This window comes from Microbacterium sp. LjRoot205 (assembly GCF_056175745.1).
In genome coordinates, this window is sequence record NZ_JBGFFH010000004.1 from 260,686 (window position 1) to 278,697 (window position 18,012).

Consider the following 18,012-nt stretch of genomic DNA (forward strand, 5'->3'; position numbering starts at 1 on the left):
GTTCGCTGACTCCTCGGCCGGGACCGCAATGCGACGTCGATCAGCTCCGCTCGTGCAGCGGCAGGTCGATCGATCCGTTCGCGCCGGCATCCCGTGCAACGGGGATTCGCGTTCCGAGCACCTGAGAGACGACGTCCTGCGCGATCTTCGACGCGGTGAGGCCTGCATCCGCGAGGATCTGGTCCCTCGATGCATGATCGATGAACTCGTCCGGCAGCCCCAGCTCGTCGACGGCCGTGTCGATGCCGGCTTCGCGAAGGACCTGACGAACGCGAGTGCCGATGCCGCCGACGCGGATGCCGTCTTCGATGGTGATCACGAGGCGATGCCGCGCGGCCATGCTCACGATCGAGGGCTGCACGGGAATCGCCCACCGGGGGTCGATGACCGTCGCGCCGATGCCCTGGGCACGAAGCCGCTCGGCGACATCCATCGCGAGAGCTGCGAACGGGCCGATGGCCACCAGCAGGACATCCTCCGACTCACCCCTGGCCAGCACGTCCACGCCGTCGTGCAGGCGCTCGATCGCCGGCAGCTCGGGCGCGACGTCGCCCTTGGGGAAGCGGATCACCGTCGGGGCGTCGTCCACGAGGACGGCCTCGTCGAGGGCCTCCGTCAGCCGCGCGGCGTCTCGTGGTGCCGCGATGCGGATGTGCGGGACGATCTGCAGCATCGCGAGGTCCCACATGCCGTGGTGACTGGGCCCGTCGGGTCCGGTGACACCCGCACGATCGAGAACGAAGGTGACGCCCGCGCGGTGCAGCGCGACATCCATGAGCACCTGGTCGAACGCGCGTCCCATGAAGGTCGCGTAGAGGGCCACGACGGGATGCAGTCCGCCGAACGCGAGGCCAGCGGCGGAGGCCACCGCATGCTGCTCGGCGATGCCCACGTCGTACACACGGTCGGGGAAGCGCTCGGCGAACGGAGCGAGCCCCGTCGGGCGCAGCATGGCTGCCGTCATGGCGATGACGTCGTCGCGACGCTCGCCGACCGAGACCAGGGCGTCGGAGAACACGTCGGTCCAGCCGGTGCCGCCCGACGAGAGCGTCTCGCCCGTGGTCGGATCGATGCGCCCGACAGCGTGGAACTGGTCGGCCTCGTCGTCTCGGGCGGGCTGGTATCCGCGGCCCTTCTCCGTGATGGCGTGCACGATGACCGGTGCACCATAGGACTTCGCGAGCTCGAGGGTCTCGAGGAGTGCCGGGAGGTCGTGCCCGTCGACGGGACCGAGGTATTTGATGTCGAGGTTGGAGTACAGCGCCTCGTTGTTGGTGAAACGCGACAGGAAGCCGTGGGTGCCACCACGCACGCCGCGGAAGACAGCGCGACCGACGGGCCCGAACGCCCGGAAGAGCCGGTCCGACTTGTGGTGCAGGTCCTTGTAGGCCGCGGCGGTGCGCACGCGGTTGAGGTACCGCGACATCCCGCCGATCGTCGGAGCGTACGAGCGCCCGTTGTCGTTGACGACGATCACGAGATTGCGGTCGTTGTCGTCGGAGATGTTGTTGAGGGCTTCCCACGTCATGCCGCCCGTGAGCGCACCGTCGCCGACCACCGCGACCACGTGACGATCGCCGCGACCGGTCGCGGTCAGCGCACGGGAGACTCCGTCGGCCCAGCTGAGAGAGCTCGACGCGTGGGAGGACTCGACCACGTCGTGCAGGCTCTCGCCGCGCTGGGGGTAGCCCGCGAGTCCACCGCGGACGCGGAGGGACGAGAAGTCCTGGCGTCCCGTGAGCAGCTTGTGCACGTAGGACTGGTGGCCGGTGTCGAAGATGAACGGATCGTCGGGCGACGAGAAGGTTCGATGCAGAGCGATCGTCAGCTCCACCACTCCGAGGTTGGGGCCCAGATGTCCGCCGGTACGGGACACGTTCTCGACGAGGAACTCGCGGACCTCGCCGGCGAGTTCGATGAGCTGCTCCGTCGAGAGGGAGTCGAGATCACGGGGTCCTGAGATGCTCGGAAGAATGGGCATCTGCACCTCCTCATAGGCACCGTTGGCGGCATCCGATTCCGGTTCGAAAGCCTGATCGATCCTACCGCGGCCATCCGTGAAAGCTCGGAGAACGCCTCGCCCCTTGACACGGACCCGCACACGCGAAAGGGCCCGGTTCAGAAGAACCGGGCCCTCGTCGTCGCTGTGATCAGACCAGCGAACGCAGCACGTACTGCAGGATTCCGCCGTTGCGGTAGTAGTCCGCCTCACCGGGGGTGTCGATGCGGACGACCGCGTCGAACTCCACGACCTGCTTGCCCTCGGGCGAGTCTTCGGTCGGGGTGGCGGTCACACGGACCGTCTTCGGAGTGATGCCGTTGTTGAGCTCCTCGAGACCCGTGATCGAGACGACCTCGGTGCCGTCGAGACCCAGCGACTCCCAGCTCTCGCCTGCGGGGAACTGCAGCGGGACGACGCCCATTCCGATGAGGTTCGAGCGGTGGATGCGCTCGAAGCTCTCGGTGATGACGGCCTTGACGCCCAGCAGGCTCGTGCCCTTGGCCGCCCAGTCTCGCGACGAGCCGGAGCCGTACTCCTTGCCGCCGAAGATGACGAGGGGCGTGCCCTGCTCCTGGTAGTTCATGCTCGCGTCGTAGATGTACGACTGCGGTCCACCGGGCTTCGTGAAGTCACGGGTGAAGCCACCCTCGACGACCTGGCCGTCGTTGACGGCCGAGACCATGACGTTCTTCAGGCGGATGTTCGCGAACGTTCCGCGGATCATGACCTCGTGGTTGCCGCGGCGCGATCCGAAGGAGTTGAAGTCCTTGCGGTCGACGCCGTGCTCGGTGAGGTACTGAGCCGCAGGGGTGCCGGGCTTGATGTTGCCGGCAGGCGAGATGTGGTCGGTCGTGACCGAGTCACCCAGCGTCGCCATGACGCGCGCGCCCTCGATGTCGCGCACCGGGGTGAGCTCCATCGTCATGCCGTCGAAGTACGGCGCCTTGCGCACGTAGGTCGAGTTCTCGTCCCACTGGAAGATGTCGTCGTCCGGGGTGGGCAGGCTGCGCCAGCGCTCGTCGCCGTCGAAGACGGTGGAGTACTGCTTGATGAACTGCTCACGCGAGATCGACGAGTCGACGAGCTCCTGGACCTCGGCCGGGCTGGGCCAGATGTCCCTGAGGAATACGTCTTCGCCGTCGGTTCCCTTGCCGAGCGCATCGTTCTCGAAGTCGAAGTGCATCGAGCCTGCCAGCGCATAGGCGATGACCAGCGGCGGGCTGGCGAGGTAGTTCATCTTCACGTCGGGGCTGATGCGTCCCTCGAAGTTGCGGTTACCGGAGAGCACGGCGGTCACGGCGAGATCGTGATCGTTGATGGCCGCGGAGACCTCCTCGATCAGCGGGCCCGAGTTGCCGATGCAGATCGTGCAGCCATAGCCGACGGTGTAGAAGCCGAGGCCCTCGAGGTCCTTGTCGAGACCGGACTTCTCGTAGTAGTCGGTGACGACCTTGGATCCGGGGCCGAGTGTGGTCTTGACCCACGGCTTCTGCTTGAGCCCCTTCTCGAGCGCCTTGCGGGCGACCAGACCCGCGGCGATCATCACCGAGGGGTTCGAGGTGTTGGTGCACGAGGTGATCGCCGCGAGGGTGACCGCGCCGTTGTCGAGGATGTACTTCTCACCGGACGGAGTCGTGACCGGCACGGGCTTCGACGCGTGCGCCGGAGCTCCGCTGTTGATGTGCACGGGACGAGTCGTGGTGGGCTCCTCCTCGCCGGGGACCGAACCGGGGTCGGATGCCGGGAAGGAGTGCTTCGACTCGAGATCGACGACGGAGTCCGACGTCGACGCCGAGGCGTACGCGAGGATGTCCTGCTCGAACTGCGACTTGGCGTCGGAGAGGAGGATGCGGTCCTGCGGGCGCTTCGGGCCGGCGATCGACGGCACCACGGTGCCGAGGTCGAGCTCGAGGTACTCGCTGAAGACGGGCTCCTGCGAGGCGTCATGCCAGAGCTTCTGCTCCTTGGCGTAGGCCTCGACCAGCGCGACGGCCTCTTCGCTGCGACCCGTCAGGCGCAGGTAGTCGAGGGTGACGTCGTCGATCGGGAAGATCGCCGCGGTCGAACCGAACTCGGGCGACATGTTGCCGATGGTGGCGCGGTTCGCGAGCGGCACCGAGGCGACGCCCTCGCCGTAGAACTCGACGAACTTGCCGACGACGCCGTGCTTGCGCAGCAGGTCGGTGATCGTGAGGACGACGTCGGTCGCCGTGACACCGGCAGGGATCTCGCCCGAGAGCTTGAAGCCGACCACGCGCGGGATGAGCATCGACACGGGCTGGCCGAGCATCGCGGCCTCGGCCTCGATGCCGCCGACGCCCCAGCCGAGCACGCCCAGACCGTTGACCATGGTGGTGTGCGAGTCGGTGCCGACGCAGGTGTCGGGGTATGCGCGCAGCACGCCGTCGACGTCACGGTCGTAGATGACCTTGGCCAGGTGCTCGATGTTCACCTGGTGCACGATGCCGGTCCCCGGGGGAACGACCTTGAAGTCGCTGAAGGCCGTCTGGCCCCAGCGCAGGAACTGGTAGCGCTCGCCGTTGCGCTCGTACTCGATCTCGACGTTGCGCTCGAGAGCGTTCTCCGAGCCGAAGAGGTCGGCGATCACCGAGTGGTCGATGACCATCTCGGCGGGCGAGAGCGGGTTGATCTTGTTCGCGTCGCCACCCAGCGCCGTGACGGCCTCGCGCATGGTGGCGAGGTCGACGATGCAGGGAACACCGGTGAAGTCCTGCATGACCACACGGGCCGGCGTGAACTGGATCTCGGTGCTCGGCTCAGCCGCGGCATCCCAGGAGCCCAGGGCTTCGATCTGCGCCTTCGTCACGTTCGCGCCGTCCTCGGTGCGAAGCAGGTTCTCGAGGAGGACCTTGAGACTGAAAGGGAGCTTGTCGAAACCGGGCACCGTGTCGATGCGGAAGATCTCGTAGTCGGTGCTGCCGACCGTCAGGGTGCTCTTGGCACCGAAGCTGTTCACCGTGGACACGATTCCGTCTCCTTCTATTCGGATGGGAGCGACAGGCGCCTCCATCTTGCTCGCCAGCGAGCCCCTGCGGCTAGCAAGGCAGTCCTAACCAGTCTGCTCTGCTCGACCTCCGGGCGAAAGCCTGCAATTTATCTTGATGTCAAGATAAATCTATCATGACCGCTGCGGTGTTCCGGCATCCGGGGTTCGCGGATACAGGGCGCGCACGACGAGCCAGGTGACCGCGATCAACGGCGCGAACAGCGGCAGGCCCATGATGAGCTTCAGTGTGCCGAGAGCCGTGACGTCCCCCGCCAGATACAGCGGCAGCTGCACCGCGAGACGTGCGAAGAACAGCGCAGCCCAGGCGATGCCGAGCCACAGGAACGCACGACGCTTTCGACGATCGCGCCTCCACGCGGTGCCCTCTCCCATCAGGAAGCCGACGGCGAGACCGATCAGCGACCAGCCGATCAGGGCCGAGACGAGCATCCCGGTGCCGTAGACGGCGTTGGTGATGAGCCCGGGGACGAAATTGTCTTCGCCTCGCCCCGTCCACAGCGCCAGTGCGGCGGCAGCCGCCGCGGCCACGAGGCCACCGATGGCGGCCGAGGGCGGGGACTTCTGGAGCAGTCTGACGATGGTGAAGACCGCCGCGAGTCCGACCGACACGCCCAGAGGCAGGATCAGGGGTTCGGGCCGGATCGTGAAGAGGATGACGAACGCGAGGCTGGGAAGCACCGATTCGAGGATGCCGCGCCATCCGCCCATCGCGGACCACACCACCTTGTGCGTCGCGTCGCTCTCGGTCGGGTCGAGACCGGCGCGGCGGGCAGCGCCGCCGAGCGCGGCCCCGACGATGTCGGATGCGCTCTGCTCGCGCTCGGGCTCGGGAGCGGGGGTGGTCACGCGGAGCCGGGAGTCGCGGGCATCTTCAGCGGGATCAGGTCGCGCGGAGGCATCGGAGCTCCCCCGCGGACGACGACGATCGACCGGAAGAGATCCTCGACCTTGGCGGCGGCCTCGAGGTCAGACGCCGCAGCGCCGCCGATGACGCCGCGGAGGAACCATCGAGGGCCGTCGATGCCGATGAACCGGGCGAGCCGAAGCTCGGAGCCCTCGTTGGCCGCGGCAGGGACCTCTGCGAGAAGCTCCTTGCCGAGCGGCCCCTCGCGCTCCTCGACCCGCCCGCCCTGGGTGCGGACCTGATCGCGCAGCTGCACGCGGGTCTCGTCCCATAGCCCACCGGATCGGGGCGCGGCGAACGGCTGCACCTGGAGGGAGGAGTCCGCGTAGTCGAGTCCGACGGCGACGATGCGCTTGGACTGCTCCTCGACCTCGAGTCGGAGGTTCAGCCCCTCACGCGGGAGGATCTTGATTCCACCGAGGTCGATGTACGGACGAACGGGGTTCGCCTCGGAGTCGTCGAAGGGACCCTGTGTCGCCCGGTCGTCCGGTGCCGACTTCGAAGGAGTCGCGTTGTTGTCAGTCATTGATCTGTCCTGCCGAAGATGAATGGAGTCCTGCCTGGTAGCCGGTCGAGCCGAAGCCACCCTCGCCGCGGACGCTGCCTGGCAGCTCCTCGACCGGGATGAAGGTGGCACGAGTCACGGGCATCACGACCAGCTGCGCGATGCGATCGCCGACGGCCACATCGTACGCCGTGTGGATGTCGGTGTTGATCAGACTCACCTTGATCTCACCGCGGTATCCGGCATCCACGGTTCCCGGCGAGTTCACGATCGAGATGCCGTGCTTGGCCGCGAGACCGCTGCGGGGCACGACGAACGCCGCGTACCCCTCCGGCAACGCGATGCGCACCCCGGTCGCGACGAGCGCCCGCTCCCCCGGGGCCAGATGAACGGCCTCGGCCGCCACCAGATCGGCTCCGGCATCGCCGGGGTGGGCGTAGCCGGGCACGACAGAGGCGATAATGGGGACATCAACGGATTCAGTCACCCCACGAGGCTAATGCAGAACATCGCTCCCGACGCGCGGACCCGCTACCGCGAGAGACTGTCCCCCAGCCTGTGGCTGCTGGTGACGGTCGCTCTCGCCGGCCCGATGGTGGCGCTCATCTTCGTGCCCATCGGCTCGACCGTCGCCCTGATCGTCGGCGCCGCCGTCTCGGCTGTGCTGGTGGTCGCGTTCATCGCGCTCGCGCCGGTCGTGTCGGTCGACGGCGACGTGCTTCGTGCCGGTCGAGCGCACATCGAGGTCCAGCACCTCGGCACGCCCCGAGCGCTGAGCGCCGAAGAGGCGCGCCAGGCGCGAGGCCCAGGCCTGCCGGCACGGGGCTGGCATCTCATCCGCGGGGGCGTCGACGGGGTGGTCGTCGTTCCGAACGATGACCCTGACGATCCGGTGGACACCTGGACCATCTCGACCCGAACTCCCGATCGGCTCGCCGCGGCGATCGTCGCCGCCCAGCGCTGACCTGACCAGAACCGGCGCTGCCCGACCGCGACGAGCGCTGACCTGACCACAAGACGACGCGCCCCTGACCCTGAGGTCGGGGGCGCGTGGGATCTTGTTCTCTGGTGCGCTCAGGCAGCGCACTCCTTGCAGATGGGGCCGGAAGCCCCCTCGTGGTCGAGCTGCGAACGGTGCTTCACGAGGAAGCAGTTCATGCAGGTGAACTCGTCCTGCTGCGCGGGCAGCACGACGACATCAAGTTCGAGGTCGGAAAGATCGGCTCCAGGAAGATCGAAGCTGGACGGGTTGTCCGCGTCCTCGTCTCCTGACGAGCCGGAGAGCTTGTCCGGCACACGCTCCTTGAGGGCTTCGATCGACTCGGAGTCGTCTTCACTCTTGCGGGGAGCGTCGTAGTCGGTTGCCATGTGGTGAATCTCCACTTTCATGCGAGTGGGTGGTGCGCCGTCGGGGTAATCGGCGGCCATAGTTTGCATGACCGCGGAGGAATAAGCAAATGCCCGCGGCTGCGACAGACCAAACTCACGGCACGCCCAGAGTATTCCCGGTTCTGGGCGGCCCCGCGTGACACCATGAACGCACACCCATCAGAGGGGCATTCGCATGGAAAACGTCACCATCGTCGGCACAGAGGCAGGAGTGCTCGTACTCGCGACCGAGTCGGGCGAGCGCTTCGCGCTGCCCATCGACGACGTCCTGCACCGCGAGATCCGGCGCGCGACGCGACAGAGCGAGCCGACTGCTCAGCGGCTCGCCGCGAGTCCGCGCGACATCCAGGCGCAGATCCGCGCCGGCCTCACGGCACCGGAGGTCGCCGCACTCCTCGGCATCAGCGTCGACGACGTCATCCGCTTCGAAGGACCCGTTCTCGCCGAGCGTGAGCACGTCATCGGTCAGGCGCTCGCCGTTCCCGTGCTGATCGGCAGCGATGTCGAGCCCGACGCTCAGCCCACCTTCGGCACCGCGATCCGCGCCAAACTGTCTGAGGTCGAGGCCTCGGCCGAGCGCTGGGCGAGCTGGAAGGACGACACCGGCTGGATCATCAAGCTCGAGTTCACCGCCAACGAGGTCGAGCACGATGCACGCTGGAGCTTCGACCCCCGACGCAGTGCGCTGGCGCCCCTCAATGCCGATGCCACACAGCTGTCCCGCCAGGGCTCGCTGCCCGACGGCCTCATCCCCCGTCTGCGCGCCGTCGAGGCTGAACGGCAGGCGTCGCCCTACAAGGACGACAGCCGCTTCGACTCCGGCGCGTTCGGACCCCGTCTGCTCCCCGCGCCCGAGGCTGATGTCGATGACAGCACCGCGGCGCCCGAGCGCTCGACCGCCGCGGTGCAGGATGCCGCCATCAAGCGCGCACCCGAGTCGGCGACGACGAGCCCCGAGACGGCCGACCTGCTCGAGGCTCTGCGACGCCGACGCGGCCAGCGCGAGACCGCGCCGATCCTCGACCACTCGGACGACAGCGACACGGACCAGAATCCGATCGCGCTGTTCGACGCCTTCGAGAGCAACGAGCCCGGCGAAGACGAGCCGGAGGTCACCCCCGAGCCGTCGAACGAGGGCAACGGACGCCGCAAGCGCCGCAACGCGATGCCGTCGTGGGACGAGATCGTGTTCGGAGCACGCACCGACGAATAGGGCGCCTTCAGGCGGGTGGATGCCGACGCTCAGCGAGCGAACGCGCCGAACCTGAGCAGGGGGACCTGACGCTCCTCCGGGGTCAGACCACCATGCTGCCCGATCATCCCCCTGCTGCGTTGATCCGCGGCCGTACCGTCATACACCGCCCCGTTTCCTCTCGCCACGACGAGCACATCGCCGATCCTCGACGCGGCGGCCGATGTCACCTCGGGGCCGAAGAACCCGGATGCGATCGCCTCCTGCCCGGTGCCGACGTCGGCGAGGCCTTCGAGATCGCGACGCCACCGCTCGGCGACGACCGCCGCATCGGCGTCCGGTTCGACATAGACGTGCAGCATCCTCGGTTCACCTCCGATGTGCCGGACCCCGTCGAGGTGCTCGGCCTCGAGCACGACCTGCCGGTGCACCGGCACGTCGACCATGCCGTGGTCCGAGGTCACGAGGACGCCGACGCCCGGAGACACGCGTCGAGACAGTGCGGCATCGATCTCCTCGAGCGCCGACACCCATTGCACCGAGTCGAGGCCGTGCCGGTGCCCGGCCTTGTCGGCCTCGGGCAGGTAGCAGTAGATCAGCGAGCCCGGGTGACGCTCGGCGAGGTCGTATGCCACCTCGACGCGCTCTGCGGGTGTCTGGGCGGCGACAAACTCGGCCCCGCGCAGCGTGGCCCGGGTGAACCCGCTCGCCGCGTAGGCGGCGACGCCCACCGCGAAGGTCGGGCGCCCCTCTGCACGAGCGCGCTCGAAGACCGTCGGAGCCGCCTGCCAGGTCGCCGGATCCAGCCCTTCCGACTCCCAGCCGGTCAACTGATTGACCAGGATGCCCCGAGCAGGGTCGAGAACGCGATAACCGACCAGGCCGTGCTGCCCCGGCCAGACCCCGGTGAGGATGCTGGTCAGCGCCGCCGCGGTGGTCGAGGGGAAGACCGAGTGGGCGACGTCCTTCTTCGCCATCCCGGACGTGAGCGCCCTGGCATGGCCGGCGTGGGCGCGCAGGCTGATGGCGCCGAGCCCGTCGATGATGGCGAGGACGACGGATTCGGCCCGCGGCAGGCTCGCCGATTCGCCGCGGAGAGCGGCGAACACGTCGTCCGCCACCCCGACGACGCTGCGGGCGGCGAGCGACTCGGACGGTAGAATGAGGGACATCCGAGCCAGTCTGACACAGGCTCCCGTACGCCCTCAGCCTCGCACCATTTCAGGATGCCCATGCCGAAGACCCCGCCTGCCGAGCTCGCCCCCGAGCGAATCCAGGACATCGATCTCGAAACAGAGATGCAGGGTTCATTCCTCGAGTACGCCTATTCGGTGATCTACTCGCGGGCTCTGCCTGATGCTCGCGACGGATTGAAGCCCGTGCAGCGTCGCATCCTCTATCAGATGGCCGAGATGGGGCTTCGCCCGGACCGCGGTCACGTCAAGAGCGCCCGCGTCGTGGGCGAGGTCATGGGAAAGCTGCACCCGCACGGCGACTCGGCGATCTACGACGCCCTCGTACGACTCGCCCAGGAATGGGCTCTGCGTGTGCCGCTGATCGACGGCCACGGCAACTTCGGCTCGCTCGATGACGGGCCCGCAGCGGCCCGCTACACCGAGGCACGACTGGCCTCCCCTGCGATGGCTCTCACCGAGAACCTCGACGAGGACGTCGTCGACTTCATCCCGAACTACGACGGTCAGTTCCAGCAGCCCTCCGTGCTCCCTGCTGCGTTCCCGAACCTCCTGGTCAACGGCGCGAGCGGCATCGCCGTCGGCATGGCGACCAACATGGCACCGCACAACCTGATCGAGGTCGTCGCCGCCGCCACCCATCTGCTCGAGAACCCCGACGCCACGACCGAAGAGCTCATGGAGTTCGTGCCCGGCCCCGACTTCCCCTCGGGTGGCATCCTGATGGGGCTCGACGGTGTCAGAGACGCATACGCCACCGGCCGCGGCGCCCTGAAGGTGCGCGGCAAGGTCTCGGTCGAACCGCTCGGGCCGCGGCGCACCGGCATCATCGTGTCCGAACTCCCATACATGGTCGGCCCCGAGCGTCTGATCGAGAAGATCCGTGACGCGGTGCAGTCGAAGAAGCTGCAGGGCATCAGCGACGTGACCGATCTCACCGATCGCAACCACGGGCTGCGCGTCGCGATCGGCATCAAGACCGGCTTCGACCCCAATGCCGTGCTCGAGCAGCTCTACCGGCTCACCCCGCTCGAGGACTCCTTCAGCATCAACAACGTCGCCCTTGTCGACGGACAGCCGCGCACGCTCGGGCTCAAGGAGATGCTGCGCGTCTATGTCGCGCACCGGCTGGAGGTCATCACCCGCCGCAGTCGATACCGTCTCGCCCGTCGAGAGGAGCGCCTGCACCTCGTCGAGGGCCTGCTCATCGCCATCCTCGACATCGACGAGGTCATCCAGGTCATCCGTTCGTCGGACGACTCCGAGCAGGCGCGGGCTCGACTGCGCTCGGTGTTCGACCTCAGCGAGCTTCAAGCCGAGTACATCCTCGAACTGCGCCTGCGGCGCCTGACGAAGTTCTCGCGCATCGAGCTCGAGACCGAGCGCGACGCCCTGCTCGCCGAGATCGCCAGGCTGCGGGACCTGCTCGGGAGCGACGTGCTCCTGCGAGCAGTGGTCGCCGAGGAGCTCGACGCAGCGGCTGACGCATACGGAACTCCTCGCCGCACGCTGCTGATGAACGCCGCGCCCCCGAAGCCGCGCGCCACGAAGGGCGCGGTCGACCTGCAGATCGCCGACGCTCCGACCGTGCTCGTGCTCTCGACCACAGGGCGTGCCGTGCGGGTGGACCTCGCCGAGGGCCAGGAGCTGATGCTTCCGGCACGGCGAAGCAAGCACGACGCGATCCTGACGACTCTCGAGACGACGGTGCGCGCAGAGATAGGTGCGCTGACCTCTGAGGGGCGCGTGCTGCGTTTCTCCCCCGTCGATCTGCCCTCCGTGCCGTCGTCCTCGGTGCAGCTCGCGGCGGGAGCTCCGCTGCGCGACTATCTCGGCATCACCATCCGCGGAGAGCGGATCCTCGGTTTCGTGCGCTTCGACAGCGACGTCCCGATCGCCATGGGCACGGCACAGGGGACGGTCAAGCGCATCGTCCCGTCGACGCTTCCCGTGCGTCCGGATCTCGAGGTCATCGGCATGAAGCCCGGTGACACGGTCGTCGGCGCGGTCGAAGCGCAGGACGACGCCGACCTCGTGTTCGTGACGACCGACGCCCAACTGCTGCGGTTCTCCGCCTCGGCCGTCCGCCCGCAGGGTGCGCCCGCAGGCGGCATGGCCGGCATCAAGCTCGGCGCCGGCTCATCGGTGCTGTTCTTCGGAGCGGTCTCGCCGGATGCCGATGCCGTGGTCGCCACCGTCTCGGGTTCCGACAGCAGCCTTCCGGGCACCGAGCCAGGACGCGCCAAGGTGACGCCCTTCGCCGAGTACCCGTCGAAGGGTCGGGCGACCGGCGGAGTGCGCGCGCATTCGTTCCTGAAGGGCGAGGACCACCTCACGGTCGCCTGGGTCGGGCCGAGCCCCGCGCAGGCCGTCGACCCGACAGGTGCGGTGCGCAAGCTCCCCGAGCCCGGCGCCCGACGCGATGCGTCGGGTCAGCCGATCGACGGCGTGATCGGGAGCATCGGTCGCACTCTGGTCTGAGCGCGCGCGCCAGTGCGACCTGACCCGCAGCGGCGTCTGAGGCGGCGGCCGGTGAGCCGGATCAGAGTCGGAGAGCGAGGATGTTGGCGGTGAGCCCGGCGGCCGTGCCGCAGAGAATCACGGTGTCGCCTGCCCCGACGCGACCGCTCTCGAGCGAGCGGGCGAGCATGAACGGCACGGACGACGAGACCATGTTGCCGAAGTCCCGCACCTCATCGATCCGACGGTCGGCAGGGATTCCGAGGCGGTCGAGCATCGGCCCGAGCGCGGCAGACGCCTGGTGGGGAACCCAGAGGGCGACATCGTCGTGCGCGATCCCCGATCCTCGGTGGAACGCCTCGAAGAACTCGGGAAGCACGCGCATCATCCCCAACAGCGCCCGGCGCCCGTTCATGTCGAACAGGTAGTCAGCGGAGTCTCCCGCCGCATAGGCCTGCGCGGGCGATCCCGACAGCCCGCCCCTGATCTCCGTGTCGTGCGCATACGCGGGCCAGGTGCGCTGAGCGCTGGCGATCACTCCTCGGTCGCCGTCAGCGGAGCGGCGCAGCACGACGGCCGCACCGGCGTCGCTGAAGAGCTCGAAGCTCTCGCGCTGCTCCGGATTCAGGAACCGCGTCCCCACATCTCCTGCGAACACGAGGATCGTCTCATGATCCCCGGCATCGAGATACCGCGAGGCGATGTCGAGCGCCGTGATGAAACTCGTGCAGGTCGAGTTCACGTCGAAGGCCGCCGCATGCCCGGTGAGCGTGAGTCTCTCCAGCACGAGCGCGGCCGTGCACGGGATCGGCTGGATCCCCGCGGCAGACGCACCGAGAACGAGGTCGACGTCGTCCGCCGTGATGTCCGCGTGCGCCAGTGCCCGCTCGCACGCCTCAGCCAGCATGTCGAGATGAGACACGTCGTCGTCGATGCGGTACCGCGTCTCCTCCCCGAATCGGACGACACGCGAAGGCAGAGAAGTCCCCCAGCCCACGATCTCGCAGTTCCTCACCATCTCGGGTCCCCCCATTCCTGCACCACGCGCCGCAGCTTCACGGCCCCGTCGTTCACGTAGTCGACGAACGTGATGTCCGGCCGCTCGCACCCCAGCCGGTCGGCCAGCGCATGCACCTCGTCTTCGACGAGACGCCGAGATCGATCGTCGAGGGTGTCGAGCGCGATCTGCAGCCGCGACTCGCCGATCTGGGTGATGCGGTATTCGTCGAACCCTTCGGCATAGAGCAATGCGCGCGCGATCACGTCTGCGAAGACTGGCAGATCCCGGCCGTCGAGGGAACGGAACACCAGGGTGTCGCCCTCTCGTCCTTCGATGCGCTCGATCGCGGTGAGCGCGCTGCCGCAGGGGCACGGTCGGGTGCGCTCGCGGAGCACGTCGCCGAGCCGATACCGCACGATCGGCTGCGCGCGACGGCGCAGGTCCGTCACGATCGGCGTGAACCGCTCGGCATCCAGCGCCTCGCGTTCGACCAGAATGTTGTCCTCGTTCAGATGGATCACCCCGTGCTCGCAGGTGTGCGCGAGGAATCCCTCGGTGCACTGGTAGAGCTGGTGCAGGACGGGCTGTCCGAGGGAGGCGGTGATGCGCCGCTCGTCAGAGAGCTCGAGCACCTCCGCCACCGAATACACCCGCTGCGGCACGACGTCGAATCCACCGGCGTCGGCCGCACGTGCGATCAGCCTCAGCACCGACGGCGGAGCCACGAGGATGGTCGGTCGGTACTCGCGCAGCCGGGCGATGTTGTCGTCCATGTCGGTGTAGACGTCGAAGTAGCGGAACGAGACCGCCCGCGAGCCGACCGACTCGTACAGGCTGTTGTCCGCCCGGAGGAACAGCGCGATCCGATGCCCGAGGAGACTGCCCCGAGGCAGGGTGCGGGCGAGCACGGTTCCCACCCAGGCATCGCGTTCGGCGCTGCTGACCACGAAGAGGCCGCGGTGGCCGCTGGTGCCGCTCGACAGGCCCACCGAGTTCGAGCCCAGATCCGCGTCGAAGTCACGGGAGCGCTCGTTCGCGATCGCCAGTGCGAGGGCCTCGTCCTTGCCCACGCCGACGGTGTTGATCTCGTCGAAGCGGCTCATCATGACGCTCTTGTCCATGAGCGGCAGTTCCGAGAACGAGCGCGTCGCGAGAAAGTCGCGGAAGTAGGGCGACCGCCGTCGCAGGAATCTCAGGTGCGAGCGCAGCAGGCGCCTCTGACGCCGTTCGACCGCAGCCCGAGTGCGCAACGGGCGGAGCCAGCGTGCCGCGACGAACTCGCGCAGGATCCTGAGCTTCGACATCAGCTCAACAGCTCCTTCGCGTCGAGCGGATCATGGCTGCAGACCACGCGGATGCCGGCCGCTGCGAGCTCGCCGAGAATCCGTGCCGTGGCGGCGTATCGATCAGCATCGTGCTGGACGGCCCGGGGCAGGGCCTTCAGCGTGCCGGAGGCGTCGATCAGATCGCTCCCCCATGCCGCATCGCCGGCGAGCAGGACGCGGCGCTCGATCAGCGCGCCGAGGTGTCCGTCGGCATGGCCGGGCAGATCGACGACGAGGTACGAACCGTCGCCCAGAAGGTCGTGAGTTCGCAGTGCGGTGCCGCCGACCTCGACGGTGGCGAAGGCTCCCTCGTCGATCACGATCCGCTCGGCATCCGAGAACCAGCTCGGGAGCAGGCCGGTGAGCACCCCCGCGCGCAGTCGCGGAGCCGACAGCGTCCGCTCGTGCCCCGCGCTCAGCACGAAAGTGGCATGCGGGAACCGACGGACTCCCCCGACGTGGTCCGGATGCAGATGAGACAGCACGACGTGCGTCACGGACGCGGGGTCGACGCCGTCTGCGCGGAGCCGGGCGGCCACATCATCCGCGTCCCCGACGATCGGAGGAAGCAGACGACGGTAGACGGCACCGCGCCAGCCGGTGTGCCACCGCCCCGTCGCATAACCGGTGTCGAACAGCACGCGCCGGCCGTCCGCGGTGTCGTACAGGAACACGCCGGAGGGGAACTCGCGGACACCATGCGGTGCGCCGCGGAACATCGCGCCGACGTCATGTGAGGTGCTGCCGCAGACGTAGTGGCGGAGGCGGCCGGTCACGCATTCTCCCTCAGGTGTGCGGCCACGCCGGCGAGAGCGTCATCGAGCGACACCTCGGGGCGGTATCCGAGTTCCGCCTTCGCGCGCGTGATGTCGAGCGTCTGAGAGTACGCGATCGTGCTGAGCGTGTAGCGAGTGAGCGGCGGCTCCGGCCGCCACGGCAGCATCGAGCAGACGCCCTCCGACGCGGATGCCAGCACCCAGGCCGCTCTTCGGTGCATCGGGCGGAACCGCGGGGTCTCCCCCATCCGCTCGAGAAGGATCGTCAGCAGTTCGCGGAACCGCCGCGGGTCGTCGTTGGTGATGTTGTACACCCCGCCCGCGGCGTCTCCGTGGGTCAGAGCGAGGCGCAGCGCCAAGGCCACGTTCTCGACCGCCGTGACGTCGATGAGATTGTCGCCGCCGTCGAAGACCGGCACGCCGATGCGTGCGTGGACGTCGAGAAGGCGGGGCACGAGGCTCGGGTCGCCCACGCCGATCAGGCCGCGGGGGCGCACGATCACGAGCTCTGCGATCTTCCCGCTGTCCACGGCGTCGAGCAGCAGATCCTCGGCGGCGATCTTCGAGCGAATGTATCCGTTCAGTCGATTGGAGCGATCGACGTCGGGTTCGCGGATGCCGATGCGGTCCCGAGGTGCGGCATACACGCTGGGAGACGACACATGCACCACCCGGCGCACACGGTTGCGACGGGCGAACTCGACGACATGATCGGTGCCGTCGACGTTCGCCTCGCGGAAGTCCCTCCAGCGCCCCCAGGGAGCCGACAGCGCGGCGCAATGGATCACCGCGTCCACGGGGAGGTCCTGCGTGCGGAGAGAGGCCAGATCGCCGAGAACTCGGTGACCGTCGTCGGCGACCAGCTCGAGCGCGTCCTCGTTGCGGCCCGCGGCGAAGACCTCGTATCCGTGTCTCCGCAGCTCGGGCACGACGTGACCGCCGAGGAACCCGCTCGCCCCCGTCACCAGCACACGGGCTCCGGACATGCTCATCACGATAGTCGTCCTATTGTGGTCGAGTGCGCATCGCCATGGTCACCGACTACTACCTGCCCACGCTCGGCGGCGTGCAGACGGTCATCAAGGCGCACAGAGAGGCTCTCGAGCAGGCCGGGCACGAGGTCTTCGTGTTCGCGCCCCTGGCCGAGTCCGGCGACGACCCGCATGTCGTGCGCCTGCCGACCGCCCGTCGCTTCGCACCGGACGGATACCCGTTCGCCTGGACCCCCTCGGCCGTCGCGGCGTCGCTCACCGAGGGCCTGCGCTCCCGCCGAGTCGACATCGTCCACGTGCACACCGAGATGTTCGCGGCGCTGGGCGGTTTCGAGGCGGCGAAGACTCTCGGACTACCTGTCGTGCAGACCATGCACGGTCGCATCGACGTCTACACGCGCTCTGTGTTGCCGCTGCCCTCGATCACGACGGCGCTGCTCGCGACCATGCACCGGCGCCGCATGAGCCACGACAGCACGGTGGTCGACAGCAGCGCGCCATATGCGCAGACACGTGCGGCGCGGCTCATGTGGCGGCTCATGGTCAGCCAGGCGAATCATGCCGACCAGGTCATCGTGCCCTCCGCCCATTTCGCCGCGAAGCTCTCGGTTCAGGGCGTGCGGACGCCGCTCACCGTGCTCTCGAACGGCCTGGAGGCGACGGTGCTCCACGAGGTCGGCGCTCCCCCGCCGCGCATCCTCGACCCCGCAGAGCCGCTTCGAGTGGTGTGGTGCGGAAGGCTCTCGCCCGAGAAGCGTCCTGAGGTCTTCGTCGACGCCGTGAGTCAGCTCTCGGGCATCCGAGCCGAGATGTTCGGCGACGGTGTGGCCAGACATCGCGTCGCCGCGGCATCAGCCGGCATGGCTGCCGGCAAGCTCACGGTGCACGGCGGGGTCGCCCAATCGCGCGTGCTCGAGGCGATGCGCGGTGCGCACGTCCTGGTCTCGAGTTCCCTCGATTTCGACAATCAGCCGATGGTGATCCTCGAGGGGATCGCCTCCGGTCTGCCGGTGATCGTCACGGATCCCGATCTCCTCGAGATGCTGCCCGACGGCGGTGGGCTCGTCACTCGGACACCGGATGCCGAGGGCTTGGCGGCCGCGATCCGAGAGCTGCGCGACGATCCCGCGCGGCTCACTCGGATGAGCGCAGCTGCGATCGCTCACCGAGAGCGAGTCTCTCAAGACAGCCACCGAGACGCGCTGCTGGACGTCTACCGGGCGGCCATGGCTCTGAAGCGCTGATG

Annotated in this window: 15 protein-coding genes; 4 read left to right on the forward strand and 11 right to left on the reverse strand. The window is 68.2% G+C overall.

All coding sequences use genetic code 11. The features are described 5' to 3' along the window. Positions 1-40 precede the first annotated feature (40 nt). From dxs to dut, 5 genes are all read right to left on the reverse strand, one after another. A complete protein-coding gene (gene dxs / locus AC04ME_RS11345; RefSeq protein WP_042540225.1) occupies positions 41-1,981 on the reverse strand; it encodes a 1-deoxy-D-xylulose-5-phosphate synthase in 1,941 nt (646 codons plus the stop codon). Between the two features lie 169 nt (positions 1,982-2,150). Then, on the reverse strand, positions 2,151-4,988 hold the full coding sequence (locus tag AC04ME_RS11350) for an aconitate hydratase (RefSeq protein ID WP_475435013.1): 2,838 nt from the start codon (positions 4,986-4,988) through the stop codon (positions 2,151-2,153). A 153-nt stretch (positions 4,989-5,141) separates the two neighbouring features. Further along, the gene (locus AC04ME_RS11355; protein ID WP_042540221.1) at positions 5,142-5,876 is read right to left on the reverse strand and encodes a DUF3159 domain-containing protein; all 735 of its coding nucleotides are present in this window, start codon (positions 5,874-5,876) and stop codon (positions 5,142-5,144) included. Continuing rightward, on the reverse strand, positions 5,873-6,460 hold the full coding sequence (locus tag AC04ME_RS11360) for a DUF3710 domain-containing protein (RefSeq protein ID WP_042540219.1): 588 nt from the start codon (positions 6,458-6,460) through the stop codon (positions 5,873-5,875). Before AC04ME_RS11360 ends, AC04ME_RS11355 begins: the two co-directional genes overlap by 4 nt. Next, a complete protein-coding gene (gene dut, locus AC04ME_RS11365; protein WP_475435016.1) occupies positions 6,453-6,926 on the reverse strand; it encodes a dUTP diphosphatase in 474 nt (157 codons plus the stop codon). Before dut ends, AC04ME_RS11360 begins: the two co-directional genes overlap by 8 nt. A gap of 12 nt (positions 6,927-6,938) precedes the next feature. Between dut and AC04ME_RS11370 the strand changes: the two genes are divergently transcribed. Beyond that, positions 6,939-7,403 carry a DUF3093 family protein gene (locus tag AC04ME_RS11370; protein WP_079112871.1) on the forward strand — a complete coding sequence of 155 codons (465 nt, stop codon included), beginning with the start codon at positions 6,939-6,941 and terminating at the stop codon, positions 7,401-7,403. 110 nt (positions 7,404-7,513) lie between these two features. On the opposite strand, the gene AC04ME_RS11375 is transcribed toward AC04ME_RS11370, so the two are convergent. Beyond that, complete coding sequence (locus AC04ME_RS11375; RefSeq protein ID WP_042540214.1) at positions 7,514-7,807, reverse strand: DUF4193 domain-containing protein; 294 nt, start codon at positions 7,805-7,807, stop codon at positions 7,514-7,516. A 196-nt stretch (positions 7,808-8,003) separates the two neighbouring features. Between AC04ME_RS11375 and sepH the strand changes: the two genes are divergently transcribed. Continuing rightward, the gene (sepH, locus tag AC04ME_RS11380) at positions 8,004-9,041 is read left to right on the forward strand and encodes a septation protein SepH (RefSeq protein WP_475435018.1); all 1,038 of its coding nucleotides are present in this window, start codon (positions 8,004-8,006) and stop codon (positions 9,039-9,041) included. A gap of 29 nt (positions 9,042-9,070) precedes the next feature. On the opposite strand, the gene AC04ME_RS11385 is transcribed toward sepH, so the two are convergent. Continuing rightward, complete coding sequence (locus tag AC04ME_RS11385; protein ID WP_475435020.1) at positions 9,071-10,192, reverse strand: alkaline phosphatase family protein; 1,122 nt, start codon at positions 10,190-10,192, stop codon at positions 9,071-9,073. Positions 10,193-10,252: 60 nt separating this feature from the next. On the opposite strand from AC04ME_RS11385, the gene AC04ME_RS11390 reads away from it, so the two are divergent. After that, positions 10,253-12,694, forward strand: coding sequence for a DNA gyrase/topoisomerase IV subunit A (locus tag AC04ME_RS11390; RefSeq protein WP_475435022.1), 2,442 nt, complete (start codon positions 10,253-10,255; stop codon positions 12,692-12,694). A gap of 61 nt (positions 12,695-12,755) precedes the next feature. On the opposite strand, the gene AC04ME_RS11395 is transcribed toward AC04ME_RS11390, so the two are convergent. Genes AC04ME_RS11395 through AC04ME_RS11410 form a run of 4 tightly spaced genes read right to left on the reverse strand, consistent with a single transcriptional unit; the run spans position 12,756 to position 16,760 of the window. Then, positions 12,756-13,670: a 3-oxoacyl-ACP synthase III family protein gene (locus AC04ME_RS11395; RefSeq protein WP_475435024.1), complete on the reverse strand. Its 915-nt coding sequence runs from the start codon at positions 13,668-13,670 to the stop codon at positions 12,756-12,758. Positions 13,671-13,684: 14 nt separating this feature from the next. Then, on the reverse strand, positions 13,685-14,977 hold the full coding sequence (locus AC04ME_RS11400) for a F390 synthetase-related protein (protein ID WP_475435026.1): 1,293 nt from the start codon (positions 14,975-14,977) through the stop codon (positions 13,685-13,687). Continuing rightward, the gene (locus AC04ME_RS11405; protein ID WP_079112875.1) at positions 14,977-15,774 is read right to left on the reverse strand and encodes an MBL fold metallo-hydrolase; all 798 of its coding nucleotides are present in this window, start codon (positions 15,772-15,774) and stop codon (positions 14,977-14,979) included. The genes AC04ME_RS11400 and AC04ME_RS11405 overlap by 1 nt, the downstream gene beginning before the upstream one ends. After that, a complete protein-coding gene (locus AC04ME_RS11410; protein ID WP_475435028.1) occupies positions 15,771-16,760 on the reverse strand; it encodes an NAD-dependent epimerase/dehydratase family protein in 990 nt (329 codons plus the stop codon). Before AC04ME_RS11410 ends, AC04ME_RS11405 begins: the two co-directional genes overlap by 4 nt. Before the next feature lie 32 nt (positions 16,761-16,792). On the opposite strand from AC04ME_RS11410, the gene AC04ME_RS11415 reads away from it, so the two are divergent. Next, positions 16,793-18,010 carry a glycosyltransferase gene (locus AC04ME_RS11415; RefSeq protein WP_475435030.1) on the forward strand — a complete coding sequence of 406 codons (1,218 nt, stop codon included), beginning with the start codon at positions 16,793-16,795 and terminating at the stop codon, positions 18,008-18,010. The last annotated feature ends 2 nt before the right edge of the window (positions 18,011-18,012 follow it).

Excerpts from the sequence above, each read along its gene's own strand:
- AC04ME_RS11370 (WP_079112871.1), top strand. The coding sequence starts at position 6,939 with ATGCAGAACATCGCTCCCGACGCGCGGACCCGCTACCGCGAGAGACTG.
- dxs (WP_042540225.1), bottom strand. The coding sequence starts at position 1,981 with ATGCCCATTCTTCCGAGCATCTCAGGACCCCGTGATCTCGACTCCCTC.
- AC04ME_RS11375 (WP_042540214.1), bottom strand. The coding sequence starts at position 7,807 with ATGGCAACCGACTACGACGCTCCCCGCAAGAGTGAAGACGACTCCGAG.
- sepH (WP_475435018.1), top strand. The coding sequence starts at position 8,004 with ATGGAAAACGTCACCATCGTCGGCACAGAGGCAGGAGTGCTCGTACTC.
- AC04ME_RS11360 (WP_042540219.1), bottom strand. The coding sequence starts at position 6,460 with ATGACTGACAACAACGCGACTCCTTCGAAGTCGGCACCGGACGACCGG.
- AC04ME_RS11400 (WP_475435026.1), bottom strand. The coding sequence starts at position 14,977 with ATGTCGAAGCTCAGGATCCTGCGCGAGTTCGTCGCGGCACGCTGGCTC.
- AC04ME_RS11385 (WP_475435020.1), bottom strand. The coding sequence starts at position 10,192 with ATGTCCCTCATTCTACCGTCCGAGTCGCTCGCCGCCCGCAGCGTCGTC.
- AC04ME_RS11390 (WP_475435022.1), top strand. The coding sequence starts at position 10,253 with ATGCCGAAGACCCCGCCTGCCGAGCTCGCCCCCGAGCGAATCCAGGAC.
- AC04ME_RS11410 (WP_475435028.1), bottom strand. The coding sequence starts at position 16,760 with ATGTCCGGAGCCCGTGTGCTGGTGACGGGGGCGAGCGGGTTCCTCGGC.